The 19,037-nt window shown below is 45.6% G+C and carries 23 protein-coding genes; 16 read left to right on the top strand and 7 right to left on the bottom strand.

Translation table 11 applies throughout. The annotated features are described in order from the left end of the window. Positions 1-22: 22 nt before the first annotated feature. Positions 23-460 (bottom strand): DUF3069 domain-containing protein, encoded by a 438-nt coding sequence (locus AC6R0S_RS07380; protein WP_334551889.1) that lies wholly within the window; start codon positions 458-460, stop codon positions 23-25. A 169-nt stretch (positions 461-629) separates the two neighbouring features. On the opposite strand from AC6R0S_RS07380, the gene AC6R0S_RS07385 reads away from it, so the two are divergent. Further along, entirely contained in the window at positions 630-1,559 is a 930-nt protein-coding gene (locus AC6R0S_RS07385; RefSeq protein WP_500627183.1) for a GGDEF domain-containing response regulator, read from the top strand. Positions 1,560-1,613: 54 nt separating this feature from the next. Here the strand turns inward: AC6R0S_RS07385 and AC6R0S_RS07390 are convergent, their stop codons facing one another. Beyond that, the gene (locus AC6R0S_RS07390; protein ID WP_500633999.1) at positions 1,614-2,849 is read right to left on the bottom strand and encodes a GGDEF domain-containing protein; all 1,236 of its coding nucleotides are present in this window, start codon (positions 2,847-2,849) and stop codon (positions 1,614-1,616) included. Positions 2,850-3,067: 218 nt separating this feature from the next. Between AC6R0S_RS07390 and AC6R0S_RS07395 the strand changes: the two genes are divergently transcribed. Together AC6R0S_RS07395 and AC6R0S_RS07400 are read left to right on the top strand one after the other, a co-directional pair. After that, positions 3,068-3,439 (top strand): late competence development ComFB family protein, encoded by a 372-nt coding sequence (locus AC6R0S_RS07395; RefSeq protein WP_334551886.1) that lies wholly within the window; start codon positions 3,068-3,070, stop codon positions 3,437-3,439. Positions 3,440-3,449: 10 nt separating this feature from the next. Beyond that, on the top strand, positions 3,450-3,728 hold the full coding sequence (locus AC6R0S_RS07400; RefSeq protein ID WP_500637570.1) for an HlyU family transcriptional regulator: 279 nt from the start codon (positions 3,450-3,452) through the stop codon (positions 3,726-3,728). Here the strand turns inward: AC6R0S_RS07400 and AC6R0S_RS07405 are convergent. Continuing rightward, entirely contained in the window at positions 3,721-3,996 is a 276-nt protein-coding gene (locus AC6R0S_RS07405; protein WP_500627181.1) for a hypothetical protein, read from the bottom strand. The two genes, AC6R0S_RS07400 and AC6R0S_RS07405, sit on opposite strands and share 8 nt — an antisense overlap. 125 nt (positions 3,997-4,121) lie before the next feature. Here AC6R0S_RS07405 and pntA point away from each other — a divergent pair, with 125 nt between their 5' ends. The 13 genes from pntA (at position 4,122) to AC6R0S_RS07470 (ending at position 15,568) form a co-directional block, all read left to right on the top strand. Further along, positions 4,122-5,669, top strand: coding sequence for a Re/Si-specific NAD(P)(+) transhydrogenase subunit alpha (pntA, locus tag AC6R0S_RS07410; protein WP_334551883.1), 1,548 nt, complete (start codon positions 4,122-4,124; stop codon positions 5,667-5,669). Between the two features lie 12 nt (positions 5,670-5,681). Continuing rightward, entirely contained in the window at positions 5,682-7,058 is a 1,377-nt protein-coding gene (pntB, locus tag AC6R0S_RS07415) for a Re/Si-specific NAD(P)(+) transhydrogenase subunit beta (RefSeq protein ID WP_334551882.1), read from the top strand. A gap of 184 nt (positions 7,059-7,242) precedes the next feature. After that, on the top strand, positions 7,243-8,664 hold the full coding sequence (vxrA, locus tag AC6R0S_RS07420; protein WP_500637571.1) for a sensor histidine kinase VxrA: 1,422 nt from the start codon (positions 7,243-7,245) through the stop codon (positions 8,662-8,664). Then, positions 8,639-9,298 carry a response regulator transcription factor VxrB gene (gene vxrB / locus AC6R0S_RS07425; protein ID WP_334551881.1) on the top strand — a complete coding sequence of 220 codons (660 nt, stop codon included), beginning with the start codon at positions 8,639-8,641 and terminating at the stop codon, positions 9,296-9,298. The genes vxrA and vxrB overlap by 26 nt, the downstream gene beginning before the upstream one ends. A gap of 1 nt (position 9,299) precedes the next feature. Then, the gene (locus AC6R0S_RS07430) at positions 9,300-10,175 is read left to right on the top strand and encodes a DUF2861 family protein (protein ID WP_334551880.1); all 876 of its coding nucleotides are present in this window, start codon (positions 9,300-9,302) and stop codon (positions 10,173-10,175) included. A 60-nt stretch (positions 10,176-10,235) separates the two neighbouring features. Next, on the top strand, positions 10,236-11,357 hold the full coding sequence (locus AC6R0S_RS07435; RefSeq protein WP_500637724.1) for a conjugal transfer protein TraF: 1,122 nt from the start codon (positions 10,236-10,238) through the stop codon (positions 11,355-11,357). Positions 11,358-11,429: 72 nt separating this feature from the next. Then, complete coding sequence (locus AC6R0S_RS07440) at positions 11,430-11,582, top strand: YoaH family protein (RefSeq protein WP_500627178.1); 153 nt, start codon at positions 11,430-11,432, stop codon at positions 11,580-11,582. A 496-nt stretch (positions 11,583-12,078) separates the two neighbouring features. Then, entirely contained in the window at positions 12,079-12,363 is a 285-nt protein-coding gene (locus tag AC6R0S_RS07445; RefSeq protein WP_500637725.1) for a DUF3693 domain-containing protein, read from the top strand. Between the two features lie 554 nt (positions 12,364-12,917). Continuing rightward, the gene (locus AC6R0S_RS07450) at positions 12,918-13,346 is read left to right on the top strand and encodes a hypothetical protein (RefSeq protein WP_500637572.1); all 429 of its coding nucleotides are present in this window, start codon (positions 12,918-12,920) and stop codon (positions 13,344-13,346) included. A 114-nt stretch (positions 13,347-13,460) separates the two neighbouring features. Then, positions 13,461-13,733 carry a hypothetical protein gene (locus AC6R0S_RS07455; protein ID WP_500637573.1) on the top strand — a complete coding sequence of 91 codons (273 nt, stop codon included), beginning with the start codon at positions 13,461-13,463 and terminating at the stop codon, positions 13,731-13,733. 150 nt (positions 13,734-13,883) lie between these two features. After that, the gene (locus AC6R0S_RS07460) at positions 13,884-14,366 is read left to right on the top strand and encodes a HEPN family nuclease (protein WP_500637574.1); all 483 of its coding nucleotides are present in this window, start codon (positions 13,884-13,886) and stop codon (positions 14,364-14,366) included. Between the two features lie 143 nt (positions 14,367-14,509). Further along, on the top strand, positions 14,510-15,058 hold the full coding sequence (locus AC6R0S_RS07465) for a hypothetical protein (RefSeq protein WP_500637575.1): 549 nt from the start codon (positions 14,510-14,512) through the stop codon (positions 15,056-15,058). 72 nt (positions 15,059-15,130) lie between these two features. Then, the gene (locus tag AC6R0S_RS07470) at positions 15,131-15,568 is read left to right on the top strand and encodes a hypothetical protein (RefSeq protein ID WP_500637576.1); all 438 of its coding nucleotides are present in this window, start codon (positions 15,131-15,133) and stop codon (positions 15,566-15,568) included. Positions 15,569-16,006: 438 nt separating this feature from the next. Here the strand turns inward: AC6R0S_RS07470 and AC6R0S_RS07475 are convergent, their stop codons facing one another. The 4 genes from AC6R0S_RS07475 to AC6R0S_RS07490 are packed head-to-tail and all read right to left on the bottom strand — an operon-like array spanning position 16,007 to position 19,022. Beyond that, positions 16,007-16,480, bottom strand: a complete 474-nt coding sequence (locus AC6R0S_RS07475; RefSeq protein WP_500637577.1) for a hypothetical protein — start codon at positions 16,478-16,480, stop codon at positions 16,007-16,009. Continuing rightward, positions 16,437-17,369 (bottom strand): zonular occludens toxin domain-containing protein, encoded by a 933-nt coding sequence (locus AC6R0S_RS07480; RefSeq protein WP_500637578.1) that lies wholly within the window; start codon positions 17,367-17,369, stop codon positions 16,437-16,439. The genes AC6R0S_RS07475 and AC6R0S_RS07480 overlap by 44 nt, the downstream gene beginning before the upstream one ends. A 3-nt stretch (positions 17,370-17,372) precedes the next feature. Continuing rightward, positions 17,373-17,717, bottom strand: a complete 345-nt coding sequence (locus AC6R0S_RS07485; RefSeq protein WP_500637579.1) for a DUF2523 family protein — start codon at positions 17,715-17,717, stop codon at positions 17,373-17,375. 12 nt (positions 17,718-17,729) lie between these two features. Next, positions 17,730-19,022 carry a hypothetical protein gene (locus AC6R0S_RS07490; protein WP_500637580.1) on the bottom strand — a complete coding sequence of 431 codons (1,293 nt, stop codon included), beginning with the start codon at positions 19,020-19,022 and terminating at the stop codon, positions 17,730-17,732. Positions 19,023-19,037 lie beyond the last annotated feature (15 nt).

A 19,037-nucleotide genomic window follows, 5' to 3' on the forward strand; every position in this document is an offset into this window, starting at 1 on the left:
ACACAACCGCTTATTGCGATCATTACTTCGCGAAGACATCCGTAAAGTCGCGTTTAAGAATAGGGTCGCGGCGTGCTTTTTTAATTTGCTTAACCATATCTTTTACGCAGTTGTGCAGGACTTGGTCGAGAAGCTGCGCACGGTACTCTTCTTTTTGCTCATCTGTCATCTCTTTAGGCAGATTAAGCGTTGGAAACTCTTCCATTACGTTAAGCCCAGCAAACGCTTGGCTTACCGACACAAGCGCATGGAACTGCTCAAAGTTATCGAGAACATTTTGCGCACTGTTTGGCAGTTGTTCCCAAGATTCGCGCACAGCTTCTTCCGATACTTCATGAATTGAGACGACCATGTTGTGCATAGCTTCTGGTACGCCATCAAACTCAATCACTTGACGAAGTTCAGCGGAAACGGTGGACAGGTCTACGACAGCTTGTTCTGCTTGATTCTCGTCAGACATAAGGATGCTCTCTTTAATTACTAAAATTAGGGCGTTATCGTAAAAAAAACCGTATAAAAGTCAACATAAGTTGGCTGAACATGGGGTGGTAAGGTATGCTTTTAGATAACGGATTACGATATTCATGAATTAAATCAAGGTAGTTAGCGTGGATAAAGCAGGTTCTTCGATGAAAATCTTGCTAGTGGATGACGTGCAAATGGAACGCATGCAGCTAGCCATTCGACTTAAGCAGCTTGGCCATACGGTCGAAATGGCGGATTCTGGCGCTGGAGCTTTGGATATCTATCCTACCTTTGAACCTGATTTGGTACTGCTCGATATCAGCATGCCGGATATGAACGGCTTTGAAGTCTCATCTCGAATTCGTGATTTATATGAAGAGTGGGTACCGATCATTTTCCTAAGCGGTCACGATGAACCGGCGATCATTGCTAAAGCCATTGAAGCTGGCGGCGATGACTACTTGATCAAGCCCGTGGATAAAATCGTTCTTAACTCTAAGTTGATTGCCATGCAGCGCATCGCTGCCATGCGTCGTGAATATAAAAAGAAATCCGCCGCCCTTGAGGAGGCCAATCGTCTGCTTGAAAAGTTGGCGACAGAAGATGGCCTTACTAAAGTCGCAAACCGTCGCTCAATCGATGAAAAAACTCTTGAGCTGATTGCGTTTCATGGTCGCCATCATCTCCCCCTCGGGTTCATACTGCTTGATGTAGACCACTTTAAACTTTACAACGACACGTACGGCCACATTGAAGGGGACAAGTGCCTTGTTGCCCTTGCGAGTGCATTGTCGGGCTTGTTTGTTCGTAATGGCGAAGTGGTGGGCCGTTATGGTGGTGAAGAATTCATTGTGCTGCTCGGCTATACAGATGAAAACAAGGTTGAGCAAGATGCGCAGCGCATCCACAATACCGTTGAAGCGTTGGCTATCGCTCACGAATCTTCACCCATTCATCAAAACGTGACCGTGTCACAAGGTGTCTATTCCTTTGTTCCTAGCGGAAAGGAGACATTGGAGTCGGTATTTGAGAAAGTGGATAAAGCTTTGTACCAAGCCAAGGCGTCTGGTCGAAATCGCTATGTGATTGTGTGAGCGCTGGTTGCACTCTTTATTTATGTTGCACTTGATTTACGCGTATTGGGTTTATTATGCGTAAGCGACTCGGTTACGCCCAGCCTTTTTCGCTTTATACAAAGCGTTGTCTGCTTCTTTAATCACTTGAGAGACTTTGCGTGTTTCCTGGCTGTCGCAGACACCAATACTGATGGTCACGCTTACCGAGTCTGGGTTTTTCGCCGAACCGCGCTGTTTCGTCCCTTGTTTGTTGTCTTTTGGCCGCGCAGATTGATCGCGTAACATCATTTCGTACTCTTCAATCGACACTCTCAACGCCTCTAGATGCTCTTTTACCTGCTCGGCGTACCGCCCTTTAAATATGACGGTGAACTCCTCACCGCCGTAGCGATACACTCGGGCTCTACCGCCCACTTGCTGAAGTTTACTGGCGACTAAGCGTAGCACATCGTCGCCGGTGTCATGGCCATAGGTGTCATTGAACGACTTAAAGTGATCAATATCGAGCATGGCAATCGTAAATTTTCGACCCAGGTGTTTTAAGTCTGACTCAAGTGCCAATCGTCCAGGGATATCGGTCAAACGATCGTTAAACGCCATTTCGTAACTGGCTGACAGTAAGTAAACCAGCAGCAATATGCCTGCAAGGGAGAACATGGTGCTCGAAATAAAAGGCACATGGAAAAAGATAAAAGTCACAGATGCAAGCAGTATTGATGAGTAAATCACCACATCGATAATGCGATTTTTTGCCATGACCAATATCGCGCCACTTAAAGTGATGGCAAACATGTAAAGCACAAGAATCAGTGGGATTCGCGATACGGCGGGTTCGATAAATAAAAATGTTGAGTTGATGTCGTCGAAACCACCATCGTAGAAGTGAGCCAATACGAGGTAGCACCAGACGATAATAAGTGACAGCGTCACCAGGTAAAGCCCAAATGAGCGAGACATTAAACTCGAATCTTTGTAGGGATAGACACTGAGTAGTGCAATAGGCAGCAAAAAGGCCAACAACGACAACTCAAGCACCGTTGTGCCGGTCGATAGTGGAGATTGTAGTCGAGACTGTATCAACCAGTAGGCAAGCAGAAGGGTCGTGGCGACCATGGCTATTCGGCTCTGTTTGAACGCGTTCGCTAACGCTATCGCACAAATAAACAGAACAAAAGGCAGTTTCGAGGTGATATCCAGGTTGGCTTGCGTCAATGTGATGACATTGTTCATACCAGACGCGATGAATATCAGTAGCAGTAGCGGAAACGACAACCGAAACCAATTAGCGGAAACTACTGACAGTGACATGCAACAACCAAACCCACAGAAAAAGACACATTGAATAGCAAAAGATAAGAATACTTTGATTTGCTGAAAATCCAAGCTTTTTACTAAACTTAAGTAGCAAATTGGATCATATGTTTAATGTTTGAACACCATCATATCTAAATGACTCTATTGCATGGCAATTTTAGGTAATGTTCCACATACTGATACCAGAAGCATAACGAAAAGGAGTGATTGATATGCAGATTAGCGTTGATGTCCACAATTACATGGAAACCTTAGTTGGACACGTGCTTGCGCGAGAAGAATTTACTCAGAGATTCGACCATGATCAATTGGCCGATTTAGCGTGTCTCGCGCTCAGTCAATTGAGGCCTGTCTACATCCGTTTTGATGTCGACTTTCTCTCTGCACTCCCAGAAGAACGTTTAGTGGCATTAAAAGAGTATGCTGAGACAGCGGTCTCTTCTGCTGTGAGCCTGATCGTTGACGACCGCCGTAAAAATCGTAAAGATGAGATTCCGGTGATCATCAACAAGCCTCGTTTTGATGATGACTTGGAACTGGAATGGTTTGAGAAGCCGATTGTATCCATGAAAAGTCGTAAGTAAGGAGTTATAAATGGGATTGTTTTCACGTCTATTTGGTGGCGGAAAATCACAACAAGCCGTCGCGGTAGAGCCGGTTGAATATAAAGGTTATCTCATTTATCAAGAATCCATTGCAGAAGGTGGTCAATACCGTATTGCAGGACGTATTGAGAAAGAAAAAGAGGGCGAGATCCTATCACACCGTTTTATTCGCTCGGATGTGCTCGCCAGTAAAGACGATGCCAATGAATTGATGCTGAAAAAATCACAGATGTTTATTGATCAAATGGGTGACGGTATTTTTAACTGACCGTTTTCGTTAACAGTGACGTAATAAGACGCGTAATGGGAAAGTAACCCATAGAGAGTTCGCCTGATTGATTATTTTGCTGTGATAACTCCTCAATTTGATGAACATCATACTCTAAGAAGCCATTAGCCGTTATGCTGATGGCTTCTTTGTTTTGGTGAGTAAGATAATTTGTTGTTTTAAAGGAAATTTTTGCTTGCACTGGACGCAACTGGTTTGACCTCCTATCAATGGTTTCTGTCTTGTCCTTTTTGTCGTTCAGACGCACAATCCTTCATTCCCAACGGTTATAACTCATGATTTTTTCAGCAAGTTTTTAAAAAGACTTGCAGTCTGTTTTTACGTTGGATAAAAACAAATCAAACAGTGTTGCGAATAGTCAAGGAATAGCTAATGCAGATTGGTGTGCCAAGAGAGTCGCTCCCCGGTGAGACGCGTGTTGCTGCGTCACCCAAATCGGTCGAGCAATTAATTAAATTGGGGTTCAGCGTTGCCGTTGAATCAGGAGCAGGAGAGAAAGCCAGTTTTGATAATGGTGCGTTTGAAGCCGCAGGGGCGAGCATCGTCTCAACGCAAGATGTGTGGCAATCAGACGTCATTTTAAAGGTCAATGCGCCGATTATCGATGACACGCTGGACGAACTGGCTTTGATCAAGGAAGGGGCCACGCTGATTAGCTTTATTTGGCCAGCACAAAACCCAGAATTGATGGAGAAGCTTTCGAGCAAAAACATTAATGTCATGGCGATGGATGCTGTGCCGCGTATCTCACGTGCTCAAGCGTTAGATGCACTCTCGTCAATGGCAAATATTGCCGGTTATCGTGCGGTGGTTGAAGCCGCTCATGAGTTTGGTCGATTCTTTACTGGGCAAATTACCGCGGCGGGTAAGGTCCCGCCAGCGAAAGTTTTGGTGGCTGGTGCTGGTGTTGCTGGTCTAGCTGCGATTGGCGCAGCAGGCAGTCTTGGTGCGATCGTTCGTGCGTTTGACGTGCGCCCAGAAGTAAAAGAGCAAGTACAATCGATGGGCGCTGAGTTCCTTGAAGTCGACTTCAAAGAAGATTCTGGCGCTGGCGATGGTTATGCGAAAGAGATGTCGGATGAGTTTAACAAAAAAGCGGCTGAGCTTTACGCTGAGCAAGCGAAGGATGTCGACATCATCATCACTACCGCACTGATCCCGGGTCGCCCAGCTCCTAAGCTTATCACCAAAGAGATGGTCGACAGCATGAAAGCGGGCAGTGTGATTGTTGATTTGGCTGCGGCCAACGGCGGTAACTGCGAATACACTGAAGCAGACAAAGTGATCACCACAGCCAATGGTGTCAAAGTCGTGGGCTACACCGATATGGTCGGCCGCTTACCCACACAGTCATCGCAGCTCTATTCAACCAACCTCGTCAACTTGCTCAAACTGCTGTGCAAAGAGAAAGATGGCAACATCACCATCGATTTTGATGATGTTGTTATCCGCGGTGTCACTGTGGTTAAAGAGGGCGAAGTGACCTGGCCTGCGCCACCAATCAAAGTCTCAGCTCAACCAGAGCAGAAAAAAGCGCAGCCAGTAAAAGCAGAGCCGAAAGTTGAAGAGCCCACTTCACCAGTGAAGAAACTGGCGGCGTTAGCTGTGGGTGTTGGTGCGTTTGCATGGATAGCCTCTGTCGCGCCAGCGGCCTTCTTGTCACATTTCACTGTGTTTGTTCTTGCATGTGTCGTTGGCTACTACGTGGTTTGGAATGTTACTCACGCTCTGCATACACCGTTGATGTCGGTGACCAATGCAATTTCTGGCATTATTGTTGTCGGCGCTCTGTTACAAATTGGCCAAGGCAACGGAGTGGTATCATTTTTGGCGTTCATCGCTGTGTTGATTGCCAGTATTAATATCTTCGGTGGATTCACCGTTACCAAGCGTATGCTTGAAATGTTCCGTAAAGACTAAGGAGTAACAAGGATGTCTGCAGGATTAGTACAAGCAGCTTACATTGTTGCTGCATTATTCTTTATTTTAAGTTTGGCCGGGTTGTCAAAGCAGGAGTCTGCTCGCGCAGGTAACTACTATGGTATCGCTGGTATGTCGATCGCGTTGATCGCCACGATCTTTGGTCCTGAATCGCAAGGTTTTGCGTGGATCATCGTTGCTATGGTGATCGGTGGGGGTATCGGTATCCACTATGCGAAGAAAGTCGAAATGACCGAAATGCCAGAACTAGTAGCAATTTTGCACAGTTTTGTCGGTATGGCGGCAGTATTGGTGGGCTACAACAGCTACCTCGACGCACCAGAGGCAGCAACGCATGCCGAGCACGTTATCCACTTGGTTGAGGTGTTCCTAGGTGTCTTCATTGGTGCCGTTACCTTTACAGGTTCCGTGGTCGCATTTGGTAAGCTGCGCGGTATTGTGTCATCTTCACCATTAAATCTGCCGCATAAGCACAAAATGAACCTTGCGGCGATTGTGGTATCAACGCTTTTGATGGTGCATTTCGTCAATGCAGACGGCAGTATGTTCGCACTGCTTGTGATGACGTTGATTGCGTTTGCGTTTGGTTACCACTTGGTTGCGTCCATCGGTGGGGCGGACATGCCTGTAGTGGTTTCGATGCTCAACTCTTACTCAGGTTGGGCAGCGGCAGCGGCCGGTTTCATGCTCGCCAACGATCTCTTGATCGTGACCGGTGCGCTTGTGGGTTCTTCCGGTGCGATTCTCTCCTACATCATGTGTAAAGCGATGAACCGCTCATTCATTAGTGTGATCGCCGGTGGTTTTGGTCAAGAAGTGGTGATCTCTGAAGATGTTGAGCAAGGTGAACACCGCGAGACCACAGCAGAAGAAGTGGCCGAGATGCTCAAGAACTCTAAGTCTGTGATCATCACCCCAGGATACGGTATGGCCGTTGCCCAAGCGCAGTACCCAGTGCATGAAATTACCGAAAAACTTCGTGCACAAGGTGTGGAGGTGCGATTTGGTATTCACCCTGTTGCGGGCCGACTACCTGGTCACATGAACGTATTGCTCGCGGAAGCAAAAGTTCCTTACGACATCGTATTGGAAATGGATGAAATCAATGACGATTTCTCAGAGACCGATACCGTGCTTGTCATCGGTGCTAACGACACGGTGAACCCAGCCGCGCTGGAAGATCCAAACAGCCCGATCGCTGGCATGCCCGTGTTAGAAGTGTGGAATGCGCAAAACGTGATTGTCTTCAAACGCTCGATGAACACTGGTTACGCTGGCGTTCAGAACCCATTGTTCTTTAAGGAGAACACTCAGATGCTGTTTGGTGATGCGAAAGAGAGTGTCGACGCCATCTCCAAAGCGTTGTAATCTCCCCTCACAGTACGATAAAGCCAGCGTAATGCTGGCTTTATGCGTTTTAGTGGTAATGATTCCTGACATCAATATTACATTTGAAATGTCTATTTTTGTCATAATGGTTTATTCTATTTCTAACTTACTGATTTAATGAATTTTTACAGTGATTAAACCCGTAAACATACTGATAACTGCTTTGATAACTTTGGCCACAAAGAGCGCGTTCGCGAACTCTTTGCCTGAGCGTATCGACACATTTATTGATATGTTTGACCGCTCTGAGGCGGTAGTGAGTTACGACATTCGCGTACTACAGGCCGATTACCCCACACGTTTGCTTACGCCTGAATCTATGCTGCCGCAAACGGCGCATTATCCTCTCAAAGATATTCAGCGCTTGTATGATCTCGCAAGAGACTGTACAGGTAAGCTCCCTCTGAGCCCTTTAGTGACGGAGCCGTTGGTGTTTACCCGTTCTGTATGTAAAGGGAATACCGTGAGCACCAAGTGGTTTGCGCGCAGTGCGCTTATCCATCCTGGCGGCGGAACCTACGCCAGTCGTTATGTGGCACTGCATCCGGAAAAACTGGATGAGCTATCGCAATACATGCACATCAAGGAGCGTCCGCTCGATCCAGAAACGACCTTATTAGGACGATTGCAGCGAATGGATGAGTCTGCCATGTTGGCACTGTTGGCAGGATCGAGCATGTTTTTGGATCGAAATGCACTCTGGCTTCGCAATAATGATGAATATTTAGTGTATCCAGACAATGTTTGGAAAACCTATGTCGATCAGAGTGGTCTAAAAGTAGAGCCGAAATCCACGGCGGTACGCTGTTTCGCACAGCGGGGCAATTTGTGTTGGGATATTGAAGATCAATCAGAGGTCTTACGAATCAGCATGGCGGTTTTGGTCGTCGCGAACATCTTGCTGGTACTGGGTTGGTTGACATATCGCTGGAACACCAAGCGCCAAGAAATGAAAAGCCGTATGCTGATTTTGCAGATCTTAACGCACGAACTGCGTACGCCAATCGCCAGTTTATCCTTGACGGTTGAAGGCTTTCGTCGTGAGTTTGAAAAGCTGCCAGAGTCAGTGTACGACGAATTTCGTCGATTATGTGAAGATTCTAGGCGATTGCGCCAGCTGGCCGAAGCCAGCAAAGATTATTTGCAATCAGATAACAAACAATTGGCTGCAGATTGGGTACCATCTGTCAGCGAATGGCTTGAGTTCAAATTAGAAGAAGAATTTGGCGATAAAGTTGAGTTCTTAATTAACCAAGATGTCGCGGCAAAGCTCAATGTCTACTGGCTAGGGACTTGCATCGACAACTTAATCCGCAATGCCATTAAATATGGCGTTGCTCCTGTTCAACTTGAGGTTGAAACCTCAGTGGACATGATTACGCTAAAGGTCAAAGACCAAGGCCAGTTAACCCATAAAGATTGGCGCAATTTGCGCAAACCCTTTGTGAGTAAAAGCGGCCTGGGCTTAGGATTAACCATAGTTGAATCGATGGTCGGACGTATGGGCGGAACTATGAACCTCATCGGCCCACCGACAACATTTATATTGGAGATACCCTGTGAAACAGACACTGCTTCTCGTTGAAGACGACAAAAATTTAGCTGACGGCCTACTAGTTAGCCTTGAACAAGCAGGTTACGAATGTTTTCACTCTGAAACCATTGCGGACGTGGCACAGTACTGGGATAAAGCAGACTTGGTGGTGCTTGATCGCCAATTGCCTGATGGTGATTCTGTAGCGCACTTAACCGATTGGAAAAAAATCAAAGATGTTCCAGTGATCTTACTGACGGCTCTGGTAACGGTAAAAGACAAAGTCACAGGTTTAGATGCCGGTGCGAATGACTATTTAACCAAACCTTTCGCTGAAGCGGAACTATTTGCTCGAATTCGTGCGCAGCTGCGCTCTCCGGACGCCGAAGCTCAAGATGACTCCAAAGTGACGACCAGCGACTTGGTGATCGACAAAGCGACCCGTGAAGTGTTCTACAAAGAGGAATCCATCACCTTAACACGTACAGAGTTTGATCTCTTGTTGTTCCTAGCCAGTAACTTAGGCCGCGTGTTTACTCGCGACGAACTGCTCGATCATGTTTGGGGATACAATCATTTTCCTACCACACGCACGGTTGACACACATGTATTGCAGCTACGTCAAAAACTCCCAGGTCTAGAAATCGAGACCTTGCGCGGTGTTGGATACAAAATGAAAGCCTAATATGAAGATTCGGGCTCTCTTATGGGGTGCACTCATTGCGAGTGCACCTGCACTCAGCGATACCGCGCCTTGGTTTGAGGACAACACACCGTTGACTCAAGCTCATAAGCATCTACTCAACAATAACTTGTCGGGTATGTTTTCTTCATTGGTGGAAGTTTGGCAACTCGAATCAACCTCAAATTTATCAAGCCACCTCAATTCGTTACTCCTTCAATCGCTTGAAGTGGACTGTGGAAAAGGCCTAGATACCAATCCCACGCCCACGTGGATATCCTCGGTTGTCATCCGCCGTACTAACATTGAAAGCCCTGGGCGTGATGCGTTTCGAGCCATCGTCGAAGTGGATTCAGAAAAGCCCATTCGAGATATCGCATTAACCCAGTGGGTATCTCGTAATATATCCACTGACAACACTTTGACTAAGTTACCGGGTAACGAAAGTGGCCTGAGTAAATACATTAAGCGATACAACTTGAACAGTCGTTTACCTATGGGACTCTATCGATTGGACGTCACTGCTGCTGACCAATCCTCTTGGAGTGCTTGGGTCCTGCTTGGCGAACCCAATGCTGCGATTGATGTTCGCTGGAAATCAAAGGATGAGTGGAGTATCGATCGCACCGCATTACTCAACCCGCACTGCCCATTACCTAAGCTAGAAACGGGGATTTACGACTATGTGGATGGCAAATATAACCAAATTTGGACAGAGGTACATGTTTCCGATTTTCCGACTGCGCTGAAACCGAATGTGGTACCAGCAGGTCGTTACGTGTTGGCCGTTTCCATCAATCAACAACGTTGGCAGGGGCCAATAATTGTTGAACAATCCCAAATTATCAGCAAAACCTATGATGTTTCTGTAGAGGAATAGTTAAAGTTCATAGACAATAAGACGATATAAATGAATGGAACTGAAAAGATTTATATCGCTATGGATAATAAAATTAAATTCTTGAGCCTGTCTATTGCTCTGGCTGCCACGTCAGCCTCTGCCGCCAATTACGCCATTGAAGCACGTGGTGATGCCATGGGTGGCGTAGGGGTGGTATCCGCCAATTTTCTCACTGCACCGTTCTACAATCCCGCGCTTACCGCTATTTACCGTCGCAATGATGATGTCGGTATGATCGTGCCTTCTTTTGGTCTCTCGTATAGTGATCAAGATAATATGGTGAATGATCTTGATAAAGTGGCGGATTTAATTTCATCGGGTCAAACGACTGAGCTAGACCAAGTTCTAAATGATTTGGAAAATGATCAAGCGAAGCTAGAACTAGGTGGTGTCGTGGCGTTTGCTATTCCAAATAGTTTTCTAGCAGCCAACGTCTTTGGAAAGCTCTACACCGAGTCTTATGCCACTCCAAACATATCGACTGATCCAGATCCTATCGTTAGAGCAAGGAGCAGTACGGTAAATGCAGTATCGATTGGTGTAGCGGAAGCTGGAATATCTTTGGCGAAATACCAAACATTTTTGGGACAACATATTTCTTTTGGAATATCTCCAAAGCTACAACGAATATACACTTACGTGTATGAAGCGGATCTAGAGAACTATGACATAACGGATGTAAGGGAAAATGGCACTGGCGAAACCATGTTCAATATGGATGCAGGTTTCTTGTGGTTCCATGGCCCGTTACGAGCAGGCATCTCTGCGACCAACTTGATCAGTCGCGACATCGAAACTAACGCGACTCCAATCTCTGGGCGTACGTATCAATATCAACTAGGACCGCAATACACCGTCGGTTTTGGTTTAGTTGCTGACTACGCGACAATCAGTGTTGACTATGACCTCAATGAAGACAAACGTTACACCGACTTTGAAGACAATACACAAATGCTTAGAATCGGTGGTGAAATTGATATCATGCGTCAGTTAAAACTGCGAGCTGGATGGAAACGCAATCTTGCGTATGACAATCAAGATGACACGCTGACAGCAGGTATAGGTATATCGCCATTGAACCTGTTCCAACTCGATATTGGTGCAAGCTACACCAATGAAGATTCTATGGGCGCCTTTATTAATTTCTTAGGCAGTTACTAAAGGCGAGGGTAGCGCTAGCCACCTCAAATAATTCGTACTATAGTCGGGCTCCTATAACAAGGAGCCTTTTTTATGTTTGATGATTTACCACCGCTGACACACGAAGAGCAGCAAAAAGCCGTAGAGCGGATTCAAGAGCTAATGGCAGGCGGGATGAGTACCGCGCAGGCAATAAAAGTCGTTGCCGATGACATACGCAAAGCCGCAGCAGAAAACAAACAATAACCCACCTAGAGAGAGCCAATGGCTCTCTTTTTTTTGCCTAAAACAAAGTGGTTACAGAAACTGAAAGTTATGTCGAAAGCAATACCATTAAGATTTAGTTTATTAATTACAATGGTTTATGTTGGTTTATTGTTCTGTCGCTAACTTCTTTCCACTTCATGGTGTAATTTAATTACACAGCTGAAAGTCGGTCGGTGTAAGCGCTCACTATTGCCAGTTAATCATGCTTCTGGGTGATGCCGTCACTGATGCGGACTTTGACCAACGATGTCGCCTTGTCATTTACAGTCACCTATAAATTGGACGGATGGTTTGTATACAAGACTGTAGTTACGTGGTCACGTAAACTGAATCTAATTAATGTAATTAAGATAACTAGAGTTAAACGTGGATGATTTTGTAAGGACTACAATGTCCGACTAGAGGTATTTTGGTTAGAACCGTTTTTAAGTCGCGCACAGTATCGGCAACAGAGAACGTTTGTGCGGACAAAGAAATGGTGTTGGTTTACTTGGCGGCTGATAAAGCCAAGTCGCACGAAGCGCAAACGCTGTGGAGCCAGATCGCAAAAAAGTATAACGGGCTAGGAATTACAAGCGTATCAGGTGCTTATGCGGTGTTTAGCCTTAGCTCAGATGGCCTATTTCAACGTGTTAATGAGTACGCATTATCTGTCCTTATGGTAAATATTGTTTCATATCAACAAATTGCGCAAACTCCTGTTTTTAGGAGTTTACATAATGAAGTACCGCGAAATGACCAAGAACTATATTTTTCGTGAATTAGAGTGCGGTCTTTCCGTGAAAGAGACATCGGAGCTTTGTTTTAAAAGTGTGAGGACGGTCAAAGAGTGGGATAAGGGGAAGGAGATACCCAAGGAGTGTAAAAGACTGATGAGGTGGTGCAGTGGACGAGAGCTTTCGAAGCATGAAGATTGGGAACAGTTCAAAATGTGCAATGAGTACATGTTACTGCCAACAGGACGAAGCGTTACAGCGCAGCAAGTATTGGCGGGTGTAGCGCTCTTAGAAATACAAGCTGAGCTAGACGTAAAGGCAACTGCAAAGTTGCTTCGTTATGCTAGGGCAATAGCTCGTATAAAAAGTCGGTCGCCATATTAACGCATTGAAGGAATAAGTAGGCTAGGAACATGTGAGATCATAGAAAGCACAATGCGCTCGGTGAGACTAAATGTCACTAGCTTACTTTATCAAATATGTGATTTAATGCATAATTCAAACAGGCTGGTTAAGTTTGGCCTGTATCAGGTGGTTGCAGTTTTGGTGATAGACGGCAACGCGTCACCGAATCAGCGTTATGCAAATGAGGTCAAATTTGGCAACCAAGAAAGGTTATAAAAGAGAGCATGTTTTCCCGAATGAATCCTATGTTCAAGAAGCTATCGAACGTCACTTTTTGTCTACTGGTCACGAGATTATAGATGACAAGTATACAGATTTGGTTTGTAGGCACCCCGTAACTGAAGAAAAGTGGTATATAGAAGCTAAGGGGTTAACATCCCAAGTCGGTTTGGACTTTCGCACCTGTATAGGACAGGTAGTACAAAGAATGAAAGTACAGGATGCAAATTACGCAATTGCAGTACCTGATATTAAAAAGTTCAGAGACCAAATTCTTCTTGTAGCTCCTCATGTTAGAGAGAGGTTAAATATACACTGGATTTTAGTGGATCAAAATCAATCAGTCATAGTAGTTCTTCCATCGCAAAATTTGCATAAAAAATTGCTTAACAGTGCCGGCTAACCTTTGGCATTTTTGGTATGGTTGAGTTTAGTAATTACGGTGGCTTTGCTCGAGTATGTTGGTTTAGCCGCACCTTAGCAAGGCGTTATGTGTCAAAGATTCCGGAGAAACAATATGTCAGGGGAAGTCAGTGGGACAATCAGAGCAATCATATCTTTAGTTCCAAAGGAAATGCGCTTATTCATTGGATTTTTCATTATGATTAGTGCCCCCATGGCTATTATGTATACGTTGTCTTTCGTACCTAAAATTCTCGAAAATTTAGCTTCTCCTTCAAGTAAATGTTGGGAATTAAAGGAGTTAAAAAATGAAATTTATAAAGTTAATGCATGCACAGGAAACGTAGAATTACTACCTAAAGAACATCGTATCACTAAGAGTAAGTAACACATAACAAACTGCTTTAGGCGGACCACCAACGCTCGGCAGTTTTTGCCTCTGTTTAATTATTGGTGTTTAATGTGGTCTGATTGAATTTTGTAGAATTTTGGAAGCCACTTAGCAGAGGTTATGCCTATCCATTGAGTAAGGGTAAATATGGGAAATTATAGGAACTTCGAGCAAGACTTTGTGGCACGTACTATTGAGTTAATTGAACAATATAATCAGCTGATCGTTGATGAGCCATTTGAAAGACAGTTCAACTATACGTTGACACTCAATTGCCTATTGGGCTTAATCGTGATGCCAAAAGAACGAGCGATTAATACAATTCCGAGTAAACGTTTAACAATGGAGTTTAAGCGGTATATGGGAATTATTCATTCTGACTTGCCAGGTGCACAAACTACATTGCGCCAGCTGATTGTTAAAATGAGGCATTCTATCGCCCACTTTGACATTGAAGTTGAATCAATCGACCAACACCACTTGGTAAATTTTGTTAACTTCAAAGATACAGATAATGGTCAAATTTATGCGCGTTTCCATGCCGAAGAAATTTTCCCATTTCTAAGAGCTTATGCTCAACTATTGGTGGATAGCATGCGGCGTCAACAACGTCATCGAGAACAGGAATAGCAAAGGCTTTAAGACGGAATCGCAACGAGTGACATTTTAACTATACGTTGAATTTATTGATTTGAGGTGGTGTGCATAACTATCGTGTTTCGTTGCCCACCAATTTAGCGGGCGTTATATGCTGGAGTAGTCTAAGGAAATTTATGCATTCAAAAGAAATTCTTGAGCTATTTGTAGAAAAAGCAGACAAACTCCTTGCTAGTTCTTTTTCAAAAGAAATGCAGAAAGGACAGAGAGTTAAGGTAGGGACAGAAGTAATCAACTATGTTGGACCATCTGACGAAGAACTAGACGCGTTTCTACTGACACACCGATTGTTTTTTCAGAGAAATGAACCGATTAGGGTTAATAATTTACACTTTCACTATGAAAAATTAGGCGTTGATGAGAGTGGCATAAATCAGCTGCGTGAAATTCAGGAGTGGATTCGTAGTTATTGGCACGCTGACTCACGACTTGTTTACAATGAACGCCGAATTAACAACTGGGACTTTTATCAAGCCTTTCTTTATGGTGATCATGCTCATACAAATAATGCTGAGAATCGAAAGAAGTTTAAGGATTGGACAAAGACTACTATGTCTAAAGAATCATCATACTTTGATTTTCGCCAAATCCTTGGTGTCACTCTAATGGTCATCGCGCAGTTAAAATACTTGACCGAAAGTGTGCTTCTAAAGCAAGACATATGACAAGGCATTAGGTATTGATGCATTTCACCTTTAAATGTTAAAAAACTATTAGTATCAAAGCTGTGAGGACAGATGAAGAAAATATTAATATCCAACTTAATAGTATTGTTAGTGGTTTATTTAGGTATTAGGGTTGAAAATTGGGCAACAACATATGATAGATATTTGTATTTAGATGGTGAAAACACAATTAGTTATCAAAGTACTCTTACGGCGGTAAGGTCAATTAATGAATATATTAATGAACTTTGCACATACCCTGAGTCTAAAGAGCACTTAGAAGAGTATAGAAAATGTCGTGATTTTTACATGAAAGTGAATGGTTGGGTTAGCACTGAATATGCAACCAAAAGAGGGAAAGAGGCATCAGACGCACTGTTTGGCTGGAAAAGTAAGGTTTCAAGCTATGTAATTACCTTCTTTGGTAGTTATTCGTATAAATACTCTAACAACTCGTATAAAAACAAGCACGAATATATTGTAGATCGTACATCTAGGTACAAAAGATAAAATGTCTAACAAGACCAAGGTACAAACCCATACGTGTAAACGTTGAAGAATGGTGGAATTTACCCCCGTAATACAGGTCGGGGGTTTTGCTCCGCTCCGTTGGCCAAATCGACCCTCTCTAATCCTACCCGTTGAACGTCTTTCAAGTTGCTGTTGCTTAACCCGCCACTGATGTGGCCAGTCTCTGCGAGGCGTATCTTGGCAGGAAGGGGGCGAGTGGGCCTGTCGAGTGAATGCAGTGACTAACCGCGCCAGTTGAGTTTCTCGATCTCTGAACTTAGGGTGGGTGGCTTGGTGCTTCGTTCGCGCTCCGCACTCTCTTTTCCCTGCGGGGCGGTATGTTAAAAAAATGACATACCAGACTTCGTCAGATAGCGCCGCACTCAGCGCTCCTCCTCCTCAGTCTTCGTCTTCGTCGCTTTTTCGCTTGGCGCTATCTTAGAATAGGTTGATTTGGGGTTGGCTTGGCGGGAGCTGGGGCGTGATGGACTCCCGCGAGGTAGGTTTGCAGGCAATGGTTAAGTCTACCGCTTGTTTGGTGAGCTTGAGCAAGCAGTCATCATAGTGAACGTATTGAATCCCGTTGGCCTTGAGAAAGAGGTCACTCAAGTAATACACACCGTCGGGTGTGGCCGCTTCCAGTGTGACCAAGAACTCGATGCCGTTGTTGGTTCGGCGCAATGAGTGGCCCATGTAGTAGAGCGATTGGACATCGTACAGGCCAAGCATGTCTCTCAGCCTGTCGACACGAGTAGCTGCACCAGTGGCACCAGAGTTAAGCGCACTCCTATCCCCACCATGAGATACAGTAGGATCATTTTGATGATCCTTTTGGCCAGTTTGCCCAGTGTTCGGGGAACCGGCACTCTCACTTGATAGCGTTTGCGGCGGCGCATCCGTCTCCAGAAGCACCAAAAACCAAATCGGATAGACCATAGATAAAATACCCCATAAACGACACGCCCAGTATCAAGATACCCAAGTAGAGCGGGTTCTTGAGCAAGACATTCATTTGGCCAGAGCTTTGGGCCTTGCCTGTCGACGTCGACTTATAGAGCAAGAACGCGTCGAGCGGTATCTTGACCGTCATTAAGTTTGGGTCGCGCTTGGCGGGTAGCGCTGGCGTGGTGATGTCTTTCTTGTGGCGATAGATGTAGGGCTTACGCTTTCCAAACAGGAAACCGTCACGCCCTTTGTGAAAGAAGCATTCTTCGGCACAGGCTTTGATGCCTGAGTCGATTTGCTTCCAGTCAGGAGACAGCAGTTCGATGTCCCAATTGTAGTGACGATGACGCATGAACCCCTCATTGAAGCTGAACGGGTAGATGATGCGGCCATCCTCATCGTATTCGAGTTTCCCGCAGTCGTCGGTATCGGCGGGGTCGAGTTTGGTCAGGTCAACGGGGATGTGGCGAGAGTTGAAAAAGTTCTCATATCCATCGGGCAACCAGTCTAGGAAATCGGACAGTGGACGATGACGGACTTTGCGCAAATCAAAGCCGACGTTCTTGGAGAAAATATCCTGGCACTCATCGATAACAATGAGCGCCCCAATCGGACACCAACAAAAGAAGTATTGCCACAACTCTAAGCCTTGTTCGTTGCGACTCGATACGCGGATGAGTTTGGCGGTCGACGGGAACTGGATGTCGAGCCGCTTTTCAATCTGCTTTAAGGGCTGCATCCCTGAAATGTTCGTGACAACAATGCGACCCGCTTTGAGGGCTTCGAGCACCACATAGTAAGCGACATAAGACGATTTATACGCGCCATTAGCGCCCGTTCGAATACGAATGGCCATGCGTCAAACCCTTGTTAGGCGAATGACAAACCCCGTGGCCATGCACGTAAAGTAAATGTTCAGGGCTTGGGGAAGCTGAAACAAGAACGCGTAATAGCGCAGTTCACTGGGCAGCGCGTTAAAGGCTTGCACCACCAACTCCGTAAACCCGATGTCATTGAGTAGGTACTGGGCCGTTTTGTACGAGAGCTCGAGCGAGACTAACAAGAAGTAGAGTTTGATTTTGATGTACCACGCATTGAGGTAGACAAAGGTTTGCTCAAACCATGTCGGTACGTTGTCGAAGAAGTCGACCACGGTTTGGCCCATGTCGCCCAGTGATTGCATGAGATCTAACAGAAATTGCATAACGTCACCTCGCTAGAATAAGAACCGAGCGCCAAGAACGGCGGCTAGGAAGATGAGCACCGCCGCAATCAAAGCCGCGTTATCGATAAGGGCAGGGAAGACGCCCGACTTACCAGAGATGGTTTGGCCGTTGGCCAGTGTCAGGTTGAACGAATGCTCGACGTATTCACCTTGATTAAGGCCAGACGTATCAAAGGAGAACAACTGGCGAAACTCTTGCACCTTTTGCTCATAGTCGAGCTTGAGTTGTTCGGTTTCATCGAGCACGCTTTGCAAGGCGTCGGAGTTGTAAAGCGGCAGGGCATCGAAGTCGAGCTGGCCCTCTGGCGCACGCGGAGCGAAATCCCCAGTCGAGAGTGAATCGGCAATATCATCGAGCTTACCACCTAGACCTGATACTGCATCACCGACGGCGTCGACTTGACCACCTAGAACAGTATTAGAATTCCAAATAGCACTTTGAAGATTGCCCGACATGTTGTTGATAGTCCCACTAAGATTATTCACCGCACCTGTCGTATTGTTGAGAGGGCCTGCTAAATCACTAATCGCGCCGATGGTTTGACCTTGCATGTTTTGCAAACCTGACAGAAGATTTTCAACACCGGACATATCCGCACCACCGCCACCCGATAGCGCGAGTTCATCGACGGCCTGTTGAGTCGCGTTGACCGTAGACTGAATGGAATTCAGTTTGGGCGTAAGAGAATCAACGGATGAAGTAATATCATTTGCAGCAAGAGCAATGTCATCCGCCGCCGCATTGACCGCATTGATTCCGGCTTGGCGCTGTGACCAAAGCGCATTCGTTGTGTAACGAGTATGATTTAAGATGGATTCGTGATTGAGAACAGAGCTACGCACATCGCCCAATTGAGACGAGAGCTTATTTAGAAAATTGAGGTTTCGCGCCGTAAAAAGAGCGGCATATTCTGGATTACTGCCAGTGTAAGCAGGAATAGATCCAATCGGTGGCAAATCAGCAACGGGAGGATTACAGCCGTTAGGGTTTCCCGACGGTTCACACTGCCCAATGTCTTCCTCATCACCCGTACAACTAGAGCCATCCGAGACATAGTGACCCGTGCAAAAACTATCGGTGCATGTCCAAGTGCTAGAACCTTCAAAGCCTTCAATATATTTGCACTTATCAAGGCACAACGCAGGAACGTAAGCGGTGCCATCGTAGAACGTAGGTGAGAAAGATTGGTTAATGGGACACGTGGCCGCGCGTGCTGTGAATGACAGAAGTAGAACGAGAAGAACAGAGACAATCACGCACAGGGAAGTAATGACGTTTTTCATACTGACCCCCGAACA

This window comes from Vibrio sp. R15-SG3-ISO1B, from assembly GCF_059833835.1.